Origin of the sequence: Candidatus Tisiphia endosymbiont of Micropterix aruncella, from assembly GCF_965178575.1 — a bacterium.
Classification (GTDB): domain Bacteria; phylum Pseudomonadota; class Alphaproteobacteria; order Rickettsiales; family Rickettsiaceae; genus Tisiphia.
This window is the reverse complement of record NZ_OZ238268.1, coordinates 1,678,560-1,695,602: the sequence shown is the minus strand read 5'-3', so window position 1 is coordinate 1,695,602 and position 17,043 is coordinate 1,678,560. Positions and strand designations below refer to the sequence as shown.

The following is a 17,043-nucleotide window of genomic DNA, read 5'->3' as shown; positions in this document are numbered from 1 at the left end:
GCGGGATCTAAAAAAGTTTACATATTCTTCTTGGTTACTTTTTTAGCTCCCTGCCTTCGCAGGGATGACATCGATGCAGGAGTGATTGCATGGACTGCGTCCATACCAATCAATGGACTCCATATATGACATTGAGAGTGTATTGACAAGGCTCACGTGAATAAGGCTATTAATTAAATAAGTAAGGATAAGATTATAATGGCAAAAAAAATAACCGCTTATATTAAGTTAACTGTGCCAGCAGGTAAGGCTAATCCATCCCCACCTATTGGTCCTGCACTTGGTCAGAAGAAACTTAATATTATGGAGTTTTGTAAGGCGTTTAACGCAGCGACTAGTGCTATTGAACCAGGGACTCCTATCCCAGTTGTGATTACTGCTTATGAAGATAATAGTTTTACTTTTGTAACTAAGACTTCTCCAGCATCGTATTACTTAAAACAATTTGCTAAAATTCCTAAAGGTTCTAGTGCTACTAAAAAAGAAGCATTTGTTGGTAAGGTTACCATGTCAGATTGCATTGAAATTGCAAAAATTAAAATGGTAGATCTTAATACTGATAATTTAATAGCTGCTGCTAAAATTATTCGTGGTACTGCTGAATCCATGGGTCTTGAAGTGGTAGGAGATTAATATATGTTAGTTGATAAAAAATTAGTTGGTGGCAAAAAAATTAGAGAAGCAAGAAAAAAAGTGGCTCTAGTTGGCAACCGCACTTTAGCAGAAGGAATAGAGCTACTCAAGTCTGTGTCTTATACTAAATTTGACTCTACTTTGGAAGTAGTGATGAAATTAGGGGTAGATCCTAAGCACTCGGATCAAATGGTGCGTGGTGTTGTCGCATTACCAGCTGGTACGGGTAAAGTTAGTAGAGTTGCAGTGATTTGTAAGGATGAAAAGATAGAAGAAGCTAAAGAAGCTGGAGCAGATATTGCTGGTTCTACAGAAATTATCGATGATATTAAAGCAGGAAAAATTAATTTTGACGTTTGTATTGCAACACCAAATATGATGCCAGCAATAGGTGCAGTGGCAAGAATTTTAGGTCCAAAGGGCTTAATGCCAAATCCAAAACTTGGAACTGTAACTACCGATATCGTAACGGCAATTAAAAATGCCAAAAGTGGTCAAGTAGAGTATAGGGTTGAAAAGGCAGGTATTATTCATGCTGGAATTGGTAAATTATCATTTTCCAAACAAGATTTGCTAGATAATGCATCAACTTTGATATCTGCTGTAGTTAAAGCAAAGCCTTCTGGTGCTAAAGGAAATTATTTAAAAGCAATATATCTATCTTCTACTATGAGTCCATCAGTAAAAATAGATTTAGCAAGTATATCGTAAAATACGACAAGGAGAGTTAAGGTGTTAAGATCAGAGAAACATGAATTTGTCGTAGAACTTGAAGAGGTGTATAAACGGTCAAATTCCGTGATAATTACTCATTATCATGGGCTTACTGTTAGTCAAGTAACTCTACTGCGTAGGTCTCTTAAAGCAAAAAATGCGGGGTTCAAAGTAGTTAAGAATACTTTGTCGAAAATAGCAGCAAATAAGGCTGGTATTGGTGATATTGTACATTTGCTTGTTGGTCCGACAGCCTTTGCATATTCTGAAGACCCTGTTGAAGCTGCGAAAGTTGTCGTAGAATTTGCTAAAACTAATGAATGTTTGAAAATAGTTGGTGGTTTAGTAAATAATCAAGTATTAGATGCGAATTCTGTACAACAACTTGCAAAATTGCCTTCATTAAATGAGCTTAGAGGCAAAATTATTGGGCTGGTACAAGCTCCTGCAACTAAAATTGCTGGTGTGGTGCAAGCTCCTGCAGCCAAGTTTGCTAGAATTTTTCAAGCTTATCTAAATAAAGAATAATTTAATAAAAAAGTTTTAAAAGGAAGAAAATTATGACAGACATAGCAAAAATCGTAGATCAATTGTCAACACTTACAGTAATTCAAGCAGCAGAGCTTGCAAAAATGCTAGAAGACAAATGGGGTGTAACAGCCGCAGCTCCTGTAGCACAGGTGGCGAGTCCTGTAGCATCAGAAGCAGTAGCTGAAAAGACAGCGTTTGAAGTTGTTTTAGTCAGTAGTGGTGATAAAAAAATAGAAGTAATTAAGGTAACTAGAGAACTTACTGGTCTTGGCTTAAAAGAGGCTAAAGAATTAGTAGATGCTGCCCCAAAAACTATTAAATCCGGTGTAAATAAAGAAGATGCTGAAAGTTTTAAAGAAAAATTAGAAGCAGCTGGAGCAAAAATTGAATTAAAATAATTGAGTATATTATCGGGTGGAAAAAGCCTAGAGTTTACTTTGGGGGTGTATTAAGTAACTCGTTTGTGTAAGTCCATATTAATTAACCTGAATTCGATGTAACAAGTTACATCGAACTTTCGTGTTATATATAGAAACAATCAGGTTTGAAGCGGCTGCCCACCTGATTATTAAAATATAACACTCCATTCAATATGTGATTTTAATTATTAAAATCACATATTGAATGATGAAAAAAGTTAAAATGCACTCGCATCAGCCGCTTCAAGAGTGCATTTTTCCTTATAACAAAGCCAGTTCGATATAAGAATTATTAATTCTTATATCGGACTGAGGTTAATTAGGTGTGAAGGTTGTTAGGATAACTTTCTAAGTTAATATAGAGTATAGTGATTAAAGAATAGGGACAAAGGGTAAAGGATTAAGCGTACATTTGTAAGTACACGAATCCCCAGCAGTTTTCATGGGTATTAACTTAAGCACAGGGTTGTTATTGTTGAGCAGTGTTTCAACAAAAAGATGTCATTCCCGCGTAGGCATTGCCCGCGTGGATCAAAAACGCCAAAAAATAACCTGCAAAGGCTATTAGATTTTATGGGTTCCCGCCTACGCGGGAATGACATTAACCATCATGGGGATGGTATTTAGGCTGCTTAAGTTGATACCCATGTAGTAGTTTTGTGATAGCCTTTCTTTATAAAGCAAAACAATAATAAATATATGTATACTCGAATGTGACTCCGAATTAGATTTGAAAATATCAGGGACTCGCGTACTCACGTACCTTATGTACGTTTAGTCCGCTCGCCCCTCATTTTCAAATCCAATTCGGAGTCACATTCGAGTATACCGCAAGATTTAGAATCTACATAGATTGGTAGAAACATTTTGGGACTAAATCTAGGTTTGTATTGTTGATAATGGAAATGAACTTGTTGTGTGATATTCTATTTGGCTTACGAGTTATGTTGCTAAATATGTTATCATACCTGTGTAAACTATTACATTTTGTACAAAAATTTATAAAACTTTTAAGACAAAGTTCTTTTGCTTTAAGAGGTCTTTGTACTTGTTTATCCAAAATTCTGAATCAGATGAAGATAAGAAACAGATTTGTGCATTTTAGTATATTTTTCTACTTTAAAGAATTGGTGTGGCAAAACTTCGGGTATTTGTGTATTCACGTACTAGATGTACGTATAGTCCGCTTACCCCTTGTGTGTTGTCCCCATTCTTCAAATCATTTGAGTACACCTCTATTATATTTGAATAATTTAAAGAATTGGCTTCGTAAAATTACAGAGTATTCGCATGTTTTTTTTCCTAATCTACATACGCTACGCTCTCCTCTTATTTTATGCTCTAATTCTTTAAATCATTCAAGTATATTTTTAAATCGAGTTTTTTTAGAGTTTTATCTTTATTTGGAGTTTATATAGAATGCTAAAAAAGAAATCTAAGGTATACTCGAATGCTTTGAAGAATTGCTTCCGCAAATACTTGCGGGGATTTCGCGTACGAACAACGGTTTACTACACTGCGTTTGCTCGCCCTTTGTTTGTTGTCCCCATTCTTCAGATTATTTGAGTATAACAATTAGTTTATGTTAAGGTAAAGAAATTGGTAATTAAAGTTTAATTTTGAATTAAATAACCTGAATTCGATGTAACAAGTTAATAGCAGATTTAATGTTATCTTTGTTAGGGTTGATGTCATCCGAGCTACGGCATCTTACTATTATCCCGAATTGGGGCGGATAAGTAAACTCTATATCATCCCAGCTTCGGTGTGGGATCTAAAAAAGTAGCCTTCTAGGCTTTTTCTAGACCTCGCTACTTTCGTAGGGGTGACATTGAAGGGAATGACATTGAGACTATTGTAATATGTGAAACTCCAAGTTTGAAGTAGCTTTTTACTTGGTTTCAAAATAAAAAATTATTAAAAGCATTAATCGGGAGATTATATGACAACGCAGTCCTTATCAATTGGCAAACGCGTAAGAAAAAATTTTGGTCACATAAATTTGGTAGCGTCTATACCAAATTTGATAGAGGTTCAGAAGAATTCTTATGAAAAAGGTTTTTTACAATTCGGAGTTAAAGATTCCGAGCGAGAAAACAGAGGATTACAATCAGTATTAAGTTCAATTTTTCCGATTCACGACCCCTCTAATATTGCATATTTAGAATTTGCTAAATATGAATTTGATAACCCTAAATATGATGTCGAAGAATGTACTCAAAGAGGTCTTAGTTATGCTGCTCCTCTTAAAGTCACATTGCGATTAAGTATTTGGGATATTGATGAAGACACTGGAGCAAAAGAAATCAAAGGTATTAAAGAACAAGAAGTTTATATGGGGGATATTCCCCTAATGACAAAGAATGGTACTTTTATTATTAATGGTACAGAAAGGGTGGTGGTATCACAGATGCATAGGTCACCTGGCGTATTTTTCTATCATGATGATGGAAAAATTCATTCTTCAGGGAAGTTTCTATATTCTGCTAGAGTTATACCTTATAGAGGATCATGGCTAGATTTTGAATTTGATGCTAAAGATATTGTTTACTTTAGAATAGATAGGAAAAGAAAGCTTTATGCTACTACTCTTCTTAGAGCCATTGGAATGTCTACCAATGAAATTATAAAATTCTATTATGATACGGTAACATGTTTTACCAAAAATGCAAGCTGGGCAACAAAGTTTATACCTGAGTCTATAACTGCTCATAGGCTAGTTAATGACTTAGTGGATGCGGATACTGGCAATGTGATACTTGCATCTGGTCAGAAGATTACTCCTCGTTTGGCTAAAAAATTTGCTAAAGATGGAGTGAAAAATATCTTGGTAGAACGTGAATATTTAGTAGGCAAATATTTATCACAAGATCTCGTTAATCCGAATAATGCTGAGGTATTAGCCGAAATTGGTGAAATGATCACAGTGGATATGCTGGATTCTATTATGACTCTTGAAATTCCGTCTGTCGATGTACTTGCTATAAATCCACAATCAGGTCCTTACATAAGGAACACCTTATTTGCTGATAAAAATCAAAATTATGAATCAGCATTGATAGACATATTTAGGGTATTAAGACCAGGAGAACCAGCTAATATTGAAGCTGCTAAAACATTATTTAACAACTTGTTCTTTGAGCATGAAAGATATGATCTTTCAGAAGTTGGTCGTATTAAAATGAATGCAAGATTAGAACTTAATGTTCCAGAATCTACAGCTATTTTAACTATTGAAGATATTAAAAATATTCTTAAAGTTTTAGTAGAGCTAAAAGATGGTAAAGGTTCGATAGATGATATTGATCACCTTGGTAATAGAAGAGTTAGGTCAGTTGGTGAACTAATTGAGAATCAGTTCCGAATTGGTCTTGTTCGTATGGAGAAATCAGTACTTGAAAGAATGTCGGTGGTTGATCTTGATGCCGTTATGCCTCATGATTTAGTAAATTCAAAAGTTTTAGTTTCTGTAGTAAAAGAATTTTTTAGTACTTCACAACTTTCTCAATTTATGGATCAAACTAATCCATTATCAGAAATAACTCATAAAAGAAGATTATCAGCTTTAGGACCTGGTGGACTTAGCAGGGAGAGAGCAGGGTTTGAAGTGAGGGACGTTCACCCTACTCATTACGGGAGGATTTGTCCAATTGAAACACCAGAAGGACAGAACATAGGTTTGATTAATTCCATGGCTACTTATGCTAGAGTTAATAAGCATGGCTTCATTGAAACACCTTATCGAAAAGTCGTGGATGGTCATGTAACTGACGAAGTTGTTTACTTGTCAGCTATTGAAGAAGGAAAATATAAAATTGCTCAAGCTAATGCAGTTGTCGATCAAAAAGGTTTGTTACAAGAAGAATTAATTAACTGTCGAATTGAAGGTGGTAATTTTGTTATGGTTACCCCTCTAGAAGTAGATTACATTGACGTTACCCCGATGCAGGTTGTTTCCGTTGCTGCATCACTTATTCCATTTTTAGAAAATGACGATGCTAATAGAGCCTTGATGGGGTCAAACATGCAACGTCAGGCTGTACCACTTATTAGAAGTGATGCCCCTCTAGTTGGGACTGGTATTGAAGGAATTGTTGCACAAGATTCTGGGGTTTCAGTTGTAGCCTTGCATGATGGGATAGTAGAGCAAGTTGATTCAACTAGAATAGTGGTAAGGACTAAGGAGCAGAAAACAGATGGATCACCTAGTGTGGACATTTATAATTTATTAAAATTTCAAAGATCTAACCATAATACTTGTATTAATCAAAAGCCGTTGATTAACGTTGGTGATTATGTAAAAAAAGGTGAAGTAATTGCTGATGGACCAAGTACAGATAATGGTGAAATAGCTCTTGGTAGAAATGTGCTGGTAGCTTTTTTACCATGGAATGGTTATAATTTTGAAGATTCGATTTTAATATCAGAACGTATTGTAAAAGATGATATTTATACCTCAATTCATATTGAAGAATTTGAAATAATTGCTAGAGATACAAGACTTGGTCCCGAAGAAATTACTCGCGATATTCCAAATGTTAGTGATGAAAGTTTACGCCATCTTGACGAAGTCGGTATAGTATATGTTGGTGCAGAAATAAAACCAGGCGATATCTTGGTGGGTAAGGTTACCCCTAAAAGTGAGTCACCTATGACTCCAGAAGAGAAATTACTCAGAGCTATTTTTGGAGAAAAAGCTTCAGATGTTCGGGATTCATCTTTACGTGTTCCTACTGGGATCACTGGTACAGTGGTAGAAGTACGAGTGTTTTCTCGTAGAGGAATAGAAAAAGATGAGCGTGCTATAGCTATTGAAAAGCAACAAATTGAAAAATTATCAAAAGATAGGGATGATGAACTTCGAATCATAGAGCATTTTGTTTTTATGCGTTTAGAGAAGATTTTAACAGGACAAATAATTGTTAGCGGTCCTAAATCCGTAAAATCCGGTCAATTAATTAGTGATCAAACCCTTAAGTCATTATCAAAAGGACAATTTTGGCAACTGATTGTTGAAGATGCTAATGTAATGAATGAAATTGAGCAAATTAAACGTCATTATGATGAAAAGCAAGACAAGCTTAATAAGCGTTTTACTAGCAAAGTAGAGAAATTACAAAGTGGTGATGACTTACCACAAGGGGCTCTTAAAGTTGTAAAAGTATTCATTGCTACTAAACATAAGTTGCAACCTGGAGATAAAATGGCCGGAAGACACGGGAATAAGGGTGTTATCTCTCGTATTATGCCAGAAGAAGATATGCCATTTTTAGAAGATGGTACAGTAGTTGATATAGTTCTTAACCCACTTGGCTTACCTTCACGTATGAATGTCGGGCAGATTTTAGAGACTCATCTTGGTTGGGCGGCAGTAAATCTTGGTAAAAAAATATCTTCTATGTTGGATCAAGTTCATAACAACAAAATAGATGTAGAAGAGCTTAAATCTTTTGTTTCCGAGGTATATGGACATAACTCAACGACAAAAAATATAAAGAAAATGTCCAATCAAGAGATTATTGCGTTTTGTAATAATATCGATAAGGGGGTATATTTTTCAACTCCAGTTTTTGATGGTGCAAAAGTTGAGAATGTAAAAGAAATGCTAGTCCTTGCAGATCAAGACCCATCAGGTCAAATTAGGTTGATTGATGGTAGAACAGGAGAGTATTTTGATCGTGCTGTTACAGTTGGCTATAAATATTTCCTAAAATTACATCATTTGGCCGATGATAAAATCCATGCTCGTTCTATCGGTCCTTATAGTTTGGTAACTCAGCAACCATTAGGTGGTAAGTCGCATTTTGGAGGTCAAAGATTTGGTGAGATGGAGTGTTGGGCACTGCAAGCTTATGGTGCTGCTTATACGTTACAAGAAATGTTAACTGTAAAATCAGACGATGTGGTTGGTAGAATTAAAATTTATGAATCTATTGTCCGAGGTGATAACAATTTTGAATCGGGTATTCCTGAGTCGTTTAACGTGATGATCAAAGAATTCAGGTCCTTGTGCTTAAATGTAAAGCTTGAGGATACTACCACAGATTAAAGCTATTTTTTGCAATTACAGAAGGTCCAAGAGGCTTTTTACTAAACTAGATCTGATAAAATTTTTTAAGGAAGAATCTTTATGACAACAGGGATGACAAATTTTTACGGACAATTAAGCAGTACTCAGCAATTTGATCAAATAAGAATTAATATTGCTAGTCCTGATCAAGTGCGTTCATGGTCTTTTGGTGAGGTAATGAAACCTGAGACAATAAATTACCGTACTTTCAAGCCAGAGAAAGAAGGACTATTTTGTGCTAGAATTTTTGGACCCGTGAAGGACTATGAGTGTCTTTGTGGTAAATATAAACGTATGAAATATCGTGGCATCACTTGTGAGAAATGTGGTGTTGAAGTTACTACATCTAGAGTCCGAAGAGAAAGAATGGGGCATATTGAGCTAGCAGCACCAGTTGCCCATATATGGTTCTTGAAATCTTTACCATCAAGGATTAGTACATTGCTAGATATGACTATGAAGGATCTAGAAAAAGTTCTATATTTTGAAAGTTATGTTGTTGTTGATCCTGGGTTATCTGCTTTGCAAAAAGGTGATCTTTTATCGGAAGATGGTTTGCAAAAGGCACAAGATGAGTACGGAGAAGATAGTTTTACTGCTTCTATTGGGGCTGAAGTGATTCAGCAGATGCTTACAGAACTTGATTTACCTGAATTAAAGAAGAGTTTGCAAGAAGATTTATTAAATACATCTTCAGAAGTTAAAAAGAAGAAGATTGTTAAAAGACTTAAGTTAGTTGAAGATTTTCTTGAATCTGAGAATAAGCCAGAATGGATGATTATGACTGTTCTGCCAATTATTCCACCTGAAATTAGACCATTAGTTATGCTTGATGGTGGAAGGTTTGCAACTTCTGATCTTAACGAACTTTATAGAAGGGTTATTAATAGAAATAATAGATTAAAAAGACTACTTGAACTAAAAGCACCGGATATTATCATCAGAAATGAAAAAAGGATGTTACAAGAATCGGTCGATGCATTATTTGATAATGGTCGTCGTGGTAAAGTAGTGAAAAATACTAATAAACGTCCATTTAAGTCACTTAGTGATATGCTAAAAGGTAAACAAGGTCGTTTTCGTCAGAATTTGCTTGGTAAACGAGTGGATTATTCTGGTCGTTCTGTTATCGTTGTGGGACCAGAACTTAAGTTACACCAATGTGGTTTACCAAAGACGATGGCGTTGGAATTATTCAAGCCATTTATTTATTCAAAGCTTGAATTATATGGAATTGCTACCACTATAAAAGCTGCTAAGAAAATGGTTGAAGCTGAGAAATCAGAAGTATGGGATATTTTAGAAGAAGTCATACGTGAACACCCAGTATTGCTGAATAGAGCACCAACTTTGCACCGTTTAGGTATCCAAGCTTTTGAACCTTTACTGATAGAAGGGAAAGCTATCCAGCTACATCCTTTAGTCTGTGCTGCGTTTAATGCTGATTTTGATGGTGATCAGATGGCAGTGCATATCCCTCTTTCAATTGAGGCTCAGCTTGAGGCAAGAGTGCTTATGATGTCAACAAACAACATATTGAGTCCGGCAAATGGTCGTCCGATTATCGTCCCTGATAAGGACATAGTACTAGGTCTTTATTATTTAACAATGGTTTTTGACAATGAACCTGGTGAAGGAATGAGTTTTGCTAGCATGTCGGAGATTGAACATGCTTTGTATAATAAGGTAATAACTATTCACTCAAAGATAAGATTTCGTCGCGATGTGCTTAATGTTGAAGGGGATGTTGTATCAACTATGGTGGATACTACCCTTGGTAGGTTAATTATAGGAGAATTATTACCACGTAATCATAATGTTGGATTTAAGTTCGTAAATAAACCCATGACTAAAAAAGATATATCTGCGGTTATTGATTTGGTGTATCGCCATTGTGGACAAAAGGCTACAGTGATCTTTGCTGATCAACTAATGAAACTTGGATTTAAATATGCTTGTTCCTCAGGCATTTCTTTTGGTATGGACGACATGGTTGTACCAAAATCAAAAGATAGTCATATTAATTCAACATTGACTGAGGTAAAAGAATTTGAACAACAATATTCTGATGGTCTAATTACTTACGGTGAAAGATACAATAAAGTGATTGATGCTTGGTCTAAATGTACGGATAAAGTAGCAAATGATATGATGAAAGAAATTGCTATGACACCTGTTAATAATAAGCCTAATCATCAGAAAGTAAATTCGATATATATGATGGCTACTTCGGGAGCAAGGGGATCAGCAGCACAGATTAAGCAATTAGCTGGTATGCGTGGTTTGATGGCTAAACCATCAAGTGAGATTATTGAAACCCCGATTATTTCTAATTTCCGAGAAGGTCTTACTGTTCTTGAATATTTTAATTCTACACATGGTGCACGTAAAGGTCTTGCAGATACAGCGTTGAAAACAGCTAATTCTGGGTATTTAACCCGTAGATTAGTTGATGTTTCTCAAGATTGTATAATTACTGATGAAGATTGTAAAACTACAAAAGGCATAGAAGTTAGAAGTATTATCGATGGTGGTGAAGTTATTGTATCGCTCGCAGAGCAAATTTTAGGCAGAACAGTTGCGATTAACGTGTATCACCCAGTTACTAATGAACTATTACTATCAGCTGCTGAATTAATTAACGAAGCAAAATTAGAAGAAATCGAATCTTCTGGTTTGGATGTGGTAATGGTAAGATCTGTTCTAACATGTGAGGTTGCTGATGGAATATGTGTAAGATGTTATGGTAGAGATCTAGCCACTGGTTCTTTAGTATCAGTTGGAGAAGCAGTTGGAGTGATTGCTGCCCAGTCAATTGGTGAGCCAGGTACCCAGCTGACCATGAGAACTTTCCATATTGGGGGAGCTGCAACGAAAGGTGTTGAAATATCTTCAATAGAAGCCTCTCATGATGCAAAAGTGAAGCTTTTAGGTCGTAATGTGGTTATTGATTCTGAGGGACGTAAGATCGTAATGGGTCGTTCATGTGAGTTATTATTATTGGATGCTAATAATAACGAGAAGGCAAGACATAAAGTACCGTATGGTGCAAGATTAATAGCCGATGATTCAGATAAGGTGAAAAAAGGACAAAAATTAGTAGAGAGGGATCCGTACACTATTCCGATTATTACCGAGAAATCTGGAAAAGTTATATTCAAGGATATGGTAGAAGGAGTGTCAATTCGTGATATCACTGATGAAGCAACTGGTATTTCTAGCAAAGTTATAATTGAATCAAAACAATATTCACGCGGAGCAGAGTTACGTCCTCGTATTCAATTAGTTGATGAGAATGGAGAAACTATTATGCTATCCAATGGTTTGGAGGCTAGATATTACATACCAGTGAATGCTATTTTAAATGTTGAAGATGGTGCTAAGGTGTCAGTAGGTGATATTTTATCACGTATTCCAAGGGAGTCAACCAAAACCAAAGATATTACCGGTGGTCTTCCACGAGTAGCTGAACTTGTTGAGGCTAGACGTCCAAAAGATCATGCTGTTATTGCAGAAGTAGATGGTAGAGTTGAATTTGGCAAAGACTATAAGTCAAAAAGGCGTATTATTATTCAGCCAAGTGATAACACTACACCAATTGAGTATATGGTACCAAAAGGCAAACATGTTGTTGTTAATGAAGGTGATTTTGTTAAAAAAGGCGATATGTTAATTGATGGTAATCCAGTTCTACAGGATATTTTAAAGGTAATGGGAGTGGAAGCTCTTACAAGCTACATGGTGGGAGAAATCCAAGCAGTTTACCGTTTACAGGGCGTAAAAATTGACGATAAGCATATTGAGGTAATAATTCGTCAAATGTTACAAAAAGTAGAGGTAACCCATTCTGGGGATACGACATTGATGGTTGATGAGAAGATAGATCATCGTGAATTTGCTGAAATTAATAAAAAAGCTATAGATAATGGTTTAAGACCGGCTGAAGCTCAACCAATCCTGCAAGGTATTACTAAGGCATCGTTGCAAACTAGATCATTTATTTCTGCTGCTTCTTTCCAAGAAACAACAAGAGTTCTAACTGAGTCTGCTATAGCTGGAAAAGTCGATAAATTGCGTGGGTTGAAAGAAAATGTCATAGTTGGTAGATTAGTACCAGCAGGAACAGGCTTTTACATGAATAGGATGCGTAAACTTGCAGCTAAACTGGACCAGGAAGAGGTCAATTATCAGAAAACTTTATGATAGATTCTTTTAATACTCGATAATCAAGTTTTTATTGAGTTATATAATCAGGGTAATTTAAAAGTCACAGTCATTAGTTGTTATAGATATAAGTTTAACCACTACCGATGTCATCCCTGCTTCGGTGCGGGATCTATATTACTTAATAGTCTTTCAGGCTTATTTTTTTAGATTCCGCACTGAAGCGGGAATGATTGCATGGACTGCGTCCATATATGAAGCGGGAATGATTGCATGGACTGCGTCCATATATGACATCGAGTGCATATTAAGCACTTTTTCCCTTATCTATTAGGCTTACAAACCGACTTTTAATTACCCTGTATATATAATTCAGGGTATTTTAAAAGTCATGAAAAGAAGCTGAGAAGATGTCACCCCTGTGAAAGCAGGAGTCTAAAAAAATAGCATAGAAGGTATGTTATATAGTTTGAGATCCCAGCTTTCGCTGGGATGACATAGATGAAAATCAACAATTGTGTTGTCGTTTTTCAAGTGGGGCAGTTTAAAAGTCGCACTTTAAGGTTGAAAATCATGTAAGCACAACTGCGAACGTCATGAGCTACGAAACCTGAATTCGATGTAACAAGTTACATCGAACTTTCGTGTTATATAGAAACAATCAGGTTTGAAGCGGCTGCCCACCTGATTGTTAAAATATATAGTCAAACCTATTGAATTAGGTGATACAAATTTTGTGTCATACCTGCGAAAGCAGGTATCTAGATTCCCGCCTACGCGGGAATGACAATTTACAATTGTTATGTTCTTTGTCACCTAATCCTATGGGCTTAACTATAACACTCCATTCAATATGTGATTTTAATAATTAAAATCACATATTGAATGATGAAAAAAGTTAAAATGCACTCACAGAACCGTTTCAAGAGTGCATTTTTCCTTATAACAAGCCAGTTCGATATAAGAATTATTAATTCTTATATCGAACTGAGGTTAAGGATTATTTGAGTCTTTTGCAATTTTAGGATGCGACTTTTAAACTGCCCTGTTCTAGGTGAACTAGAAGAGATAATCATTCATTGTTATTACCACCGTATGGAGTCGTAAGTTTATTTGCCTCCTCTGTTTTTAGATAATCCAAGATTTCTTGTTTTGTTTTCACAGGAAGCTTAGTAGGTTTAAATTGTATACCTTGTGAATTTATATAATCTACTACATCTTGCTCATATACTCTTTTAGCAACAGCATTTAAGTATTCTACCACAGGATTATCAATAATCATATAGAATGGCTTAGGATTCTTCTTTGTTCTATTATTACCTATTATTTCAAAGTCCCACGCTGACTCTTTAGTATCTATAAGTTTTTTTAATTCTTCTGTATTCCAAATACAGGCTTGTAAACTATTTCTGTAAGAAGAGTTTTTACTGCGATAAATTACTCCTTCAATTCCAGGTACAAGTTTTTTATGTTTTTCCATACCATATACAAACATACCTTCATCCTTGGCTACCTCTATATATGCCCCGTTAGTTTTTTCAAGTAAGGTAAGTAACTCTATAAAACGACTTTCATTAACAGGAGAATTAATTATATAGTCATCCAACAATAAGAATACGTATTTAGTTTTTACTGAACTAAGTGCTTTAAGTAAGTTATTTGACCAAGTTGTATCCTCCCCAATCTTAAGGCTAACAACTCTAGGATCATTATAAGTCAATTCATTACTAATAAGCATTATAGGTATAAAACTATTAGCCTTATTTAGCTCAGGCCAATTTTTGAATAATAGCTTATAATGTGACTCCCATAACTCAGAATAGCCATCATAAGATGAAGTAAGTATTGTAACTTCTTTAAGCAAATTTCTATTTGGTATTATAGACTCCTGCTTTGAAGAATATTGAAAATAACCATAAACTACAGCTACACACAATAACAATAATACGGGTAAAAGTTTAAATTTCATAAGATATCTTATCTTTAAATCAGCAGAGCATTAGTCACAAATCTAGTTAGTGTAGGTTGCAAAAATGTTTCTAATTCTTTATTGACTTCATCAATATTCTCTATTTTTTTACCATCACGGCTTAATGTCATCTCACCAGAATTAACATGCTGCATGACAGATTCAATTATTTGCTTATTATCATGCTTACCGTCCATATATTGTAGAACAAATTTTTCAAAAAGGTTAATAGCTACCACCTCATGTCTTTGATTTGTCACCCACATATTGGGTGTATGAGCTACTTGGTATGCAATAAGCTTTGATGTTTTAGGTTTATTAAGATCTACTTCTTTGCGAGTTACCTGTAACGTTATATTAATATATCCTTGCAATACTAATTTCATGGCATTAGCTAAGAACTCAGCCTTTATTTCATTCAATTTTGTTCCATGTAATTTTTTATTGCTACTCACGGCAATTTTATCAAAACTCATTGGGTTATTGATATTCTCAGAGAAAGTATAGAGTATTGCTTTCATATAAGGAGAAGATGTTGATAAACTATTATCCTTATTACCATTATAAAAAAACTTCTCTGTTTCAAGTGAATTAAGATCTATATCAACAAGAGGCTTTTCTGGCACTATATTAAATGTCATATTAAATTTATTAATATCCTCATTATTAATAGATCTATTTAATTTAACACTATTATGGCAAAGTAAGGTTGATCTAAATCGACGATTGGTAATGAAATCCATATATTGTTCAGTTCTAACAATATCATTTATCGCTTGTAATTTCTCCACCACTTTTGCCGGCATATTTCCTAAATACATGCTAGCTATACTACAATCAGAAAGATATTGTAGATTATTTTTTCTAGCCTCATCCATAAATTCATGAAAATAATATTGTACATTATCTTCTTCTAGATGATCATGACGCAAATAATGGTCATTTTGTTTGGCAAGCAAACTGGCTTCAGATTTTAACACTTGAGCATAAGGAGAGTCGGAAGTTTCCAAGCTATCCTTAACAAATTCAAGTAACAATCTAGATTGAGCAATTTTATCTTTAATGTTATTAAACGTATTTGAGTGATAAAGCATCATATCTCTTATGGTACGAACCATATTCCAACCAGGTAGTGTATTATAACTAATATACGCGATGCCATTCTCTGATAAATTTTTACTACTTACTTCAAAAATCTTATCCTGAACAAATTTTGGTACCCAAGAGATTACTCCATGAGCAATTATGTAATCAAATTTACCAAATGATTCATCAATATCTGTAATAGAACAATGTCGGAATTCTATATTTTTAAGAGCTAATCCTTCTTTATGTTTATTAGCCTCATCTATTTGCACTTTAGATAGATCAACTCCAACAAAGTGTGCTTTAGGATAATTAACAGCATGAGGTATTAAATTCCCGCCTGCAGCACATCCTAGCTCTAGAACTCGTGCAGTCTCAATTGCTATTGGTTTCATCCCAAATAAAACAGCAAGCGTCCGTAGGTGATATGGGTTGGTTAAGGCATACGGATAACTCTCGTAAGGCACTTCATCGTATGTATTATGAGGTACTGAGGTAAGTTCTAAATTAGTAGTCATATATTCTCCATAACGTAAAACAAAATAAGGATGACACCGTATTTTGCTATCAATTTTTCAAATTTTTACTAGTATACACTAAAAAATTCAATACACTAATAGTCTTCTTGCATTAAATTGGTAACCTATAAGTAAACCCTATACCAAATTCTCCAACCCCTATGGTCTTTTTAATAGGAGTGGCTGGTATAAATTGCTGGGTTTTCATATCCAAAGTAGCATACTTAATCTTTATTGAATGAGCAGCTTGTAATTTTACTGCTGCATCAATGCTAAAATTGCTAGATAACTCCTTAGAAAATCCAAGGCCCACTTGCCAAGCAAAACAATTACTACGAGTTGTTTTAATTCTAAAATACTCTACATCCATTAAATCCCAACGAGAGGAAGCAGAGCTAACTTTTACCCGTGCCACCCCAGCACCTAATATGACAAAAGGGGTTATTTCCTTCACTTTATCGAAATCATATACTAGATTAATCATATATAAGTTAGAAATTACCTTAGTGATCCCTGGAGTTTGTGGTATAATTAGAGAGGGAGCTAGTTCTTTTTGTGGTAAAACATAATGTAGTCGATATTTTGGTTGATGTGTTACCGAAAACTCAATTGCCATTTGCGGATAGAAGCTATAACCAATCTTACCGCTATACATCTTAGACCTTTTTAAAGTAAAATCACTACCTGAACTATGACGAAACTTTCTCACCACTGGCTCTACTATGCCAGCTTCAGTGCCAATATAAAAAAATCTTTGATCAGCTGTAATCTCATCTGCCTGAGCATTCACAAAAACTAAGAAACATATATAAGTTGTAAATAATATTTTTTGTAATTTAATCATTATAATTTTACACTTATTGAAAGCGTGGATTATATAATTATCTACTGATAGGTCAATATGAAAAATTTTTTATTGTTGTATTTCCGTCTAATTTA

General features: G+C 34.8%; 8 protein-coding genes and 1 pseudogene. 6 read left to right on the top strand and 3 right to left on the bottom strand.

Translation table 11 applies throughout. The features are described from left to right. Positions 1 to 198: 198 nt before the first annotated feature. The 6 genes from rplK (at position 199) to rpoC (ending at position 12,570) form a co-directional block, all read left to right on the top strand. A complete protein-coding gene (gene rplK / locus ACN1AG_RS08160) occupies positions 199 to 633 on the top strand; it encodes a 50S ribosomal protein L11 (RefSeq protein WP_341758590.1) in 435 nt (144 codons plus the stop codon). Positions 634 to 636: 3 nt separating this feature from the next. Then, complete coding sequence (gene rplA, locus ACN1AG_RS08155) at positions 637 to 1,344, top strand: 50S ribosomal protein L1 (protein ID WP_341758589.1); 708 nt, start codon at positions 637 to 639, stop codon at positions 1,342 to 1,344. A gap of 21 nt (positions 1,345 to 1,365) precedes the next feature. Next, positions 1,366 to 1,875 (top strand): 50S ribosomal protein L10, encoded by a 510-nt coding sequence (gene rplJ, locus ACN1AG_RS08150; RefSeq protein WP_341758588.1) that lies wholly within the window; start codon positions 1,366 to 1,368, stop codon positions 1,873 to 1,875. Between the two features lie 32 nt (positions 1,876 to 1,907). After that, the gene (rplL, locus tag ACN1AG_RS08145) at positions 1,908 to 2,276 is read left to right on the top strand and encodes a 50S ribosomal protein L7/L12 (protein WP_417904999.1); all 369 of its coding nucleotides are present in this window, start codon (positions 1,908 to 1,910) and stop codon (positions 2,274 to 2,276) included. 1,963 nt (positions 2,277 to 4,239) lie between these two features. Continuing rightward, a complete protein-coding gene (rpoB, locus tag ACN1AG_RS08140) occupies positions 4,240 to 8,346 on the top strand; it encodes a DNA-directed RNA polymerase subunit beta (RefSeq protein WP_417904998.1) in 4,107 nt (1,368 codons plus the stop codon). Between the two features lie 81 nt (positions 8,347 to 8,427). Further along, positions 8,428 to 12,570, top strand: coding sequence for a DNA-directed RNA polymerase subunit beta' (gene rpoC / locus ACN1AG_RS08135; RefSeq protein ID WP_417904997.1), 4,143 nt, complete (start codon positions 8,428 to 8,430; stop codon positions 12,568 to 12,570). A gap of 1,033 nt (positions 12,571 to 13,603) precedes the next feature. Here rpoC and ACN1AG_RS08130 read toward each other — a convergent pair. The 3 genes and pseudogenes from ACN1AG_RS08130 to ACN1AG_RS08120 form a co-directional block, all read right to left on the bottom strand. Further along, positions 13,604 to 14,500: a hypothetical protein gene (locus ACN1AG_RS08130; protein ID WP_417904996.1), complete on the bottom strand. Its 897-nt coding sequence runs from the start codon at positions 14,498 to 14,500 to the stop codon at positions 13,604 to 13,606. Between the two features lie 14 nt (positions 14,501 to 14,514). Beyond that, positions 14,515 to 16,071, bottom strand: a pseudogene (locus ACN1AG_RS08125) (methyltransferase regulatory domain-containing protein); the annotation flags it as partial. Positions 16,072 to 16,216: 145 nt separating this feature from the next. Next, complete coding sequence (locus ACN1AG_RS08120) at positions 16,217 to 16,948, bottom strand: outer membrane protein (RefSeq protein ID WP_417904995.1); 732 nt, start codon at positions 16,946 to 16,948, stop codon at positions 16,217 to 16,219. Positions 16,949 to 17,043 lie beyond the last annotated feature (95 nt).

Coding starts and splice junctions, on each gene's coding strand:
- rplK (WP_341758590.1), top strand. CDS start 199: ATGGCAAAAAAAATAACCGCTTATATTAAGTTAACTGTGCCAGCAGGT.
- ACN1AG_RS08120 (WP_417904995.1), bottom strand. CDS start 16,948: ATGATTAAATTACAAAAAATATTATTTACAACTTATATATGTTTCTTA.
- rpoB (WP_417904998.1), top strand. CDS start 4,240: ATGACAACGCAGTCCTTATCAATTGGCAAACGCGTAAGAAAAAATTTT.
- rplA (WP_341758589.1), top strand. CDS start 637: ATGTTAGTTGATAAAAAATTAGTTGGTGGCAAAAAAATTAGAGAAGCA.
- rplL (WP_417904999.1), top strand. CDS start 1,908: ATGACAGACATAGCAAAAATCGTAGATCAATTGTCAACACTTACAGTA.
- ACN1AG_RS08130 (WP_417904996.1), bottom strand. CDS start 14,500: ATGAAATTTAAACTTTTACCCGTATTATTGTTATTGTGTGTAGCTGTA.
- rpoC (WP_417904997.1), top strand. CDS start 8,428: ATGACAACAGGGATGACAAATTTTTACGGACAATTAAGCAGTACTCAG.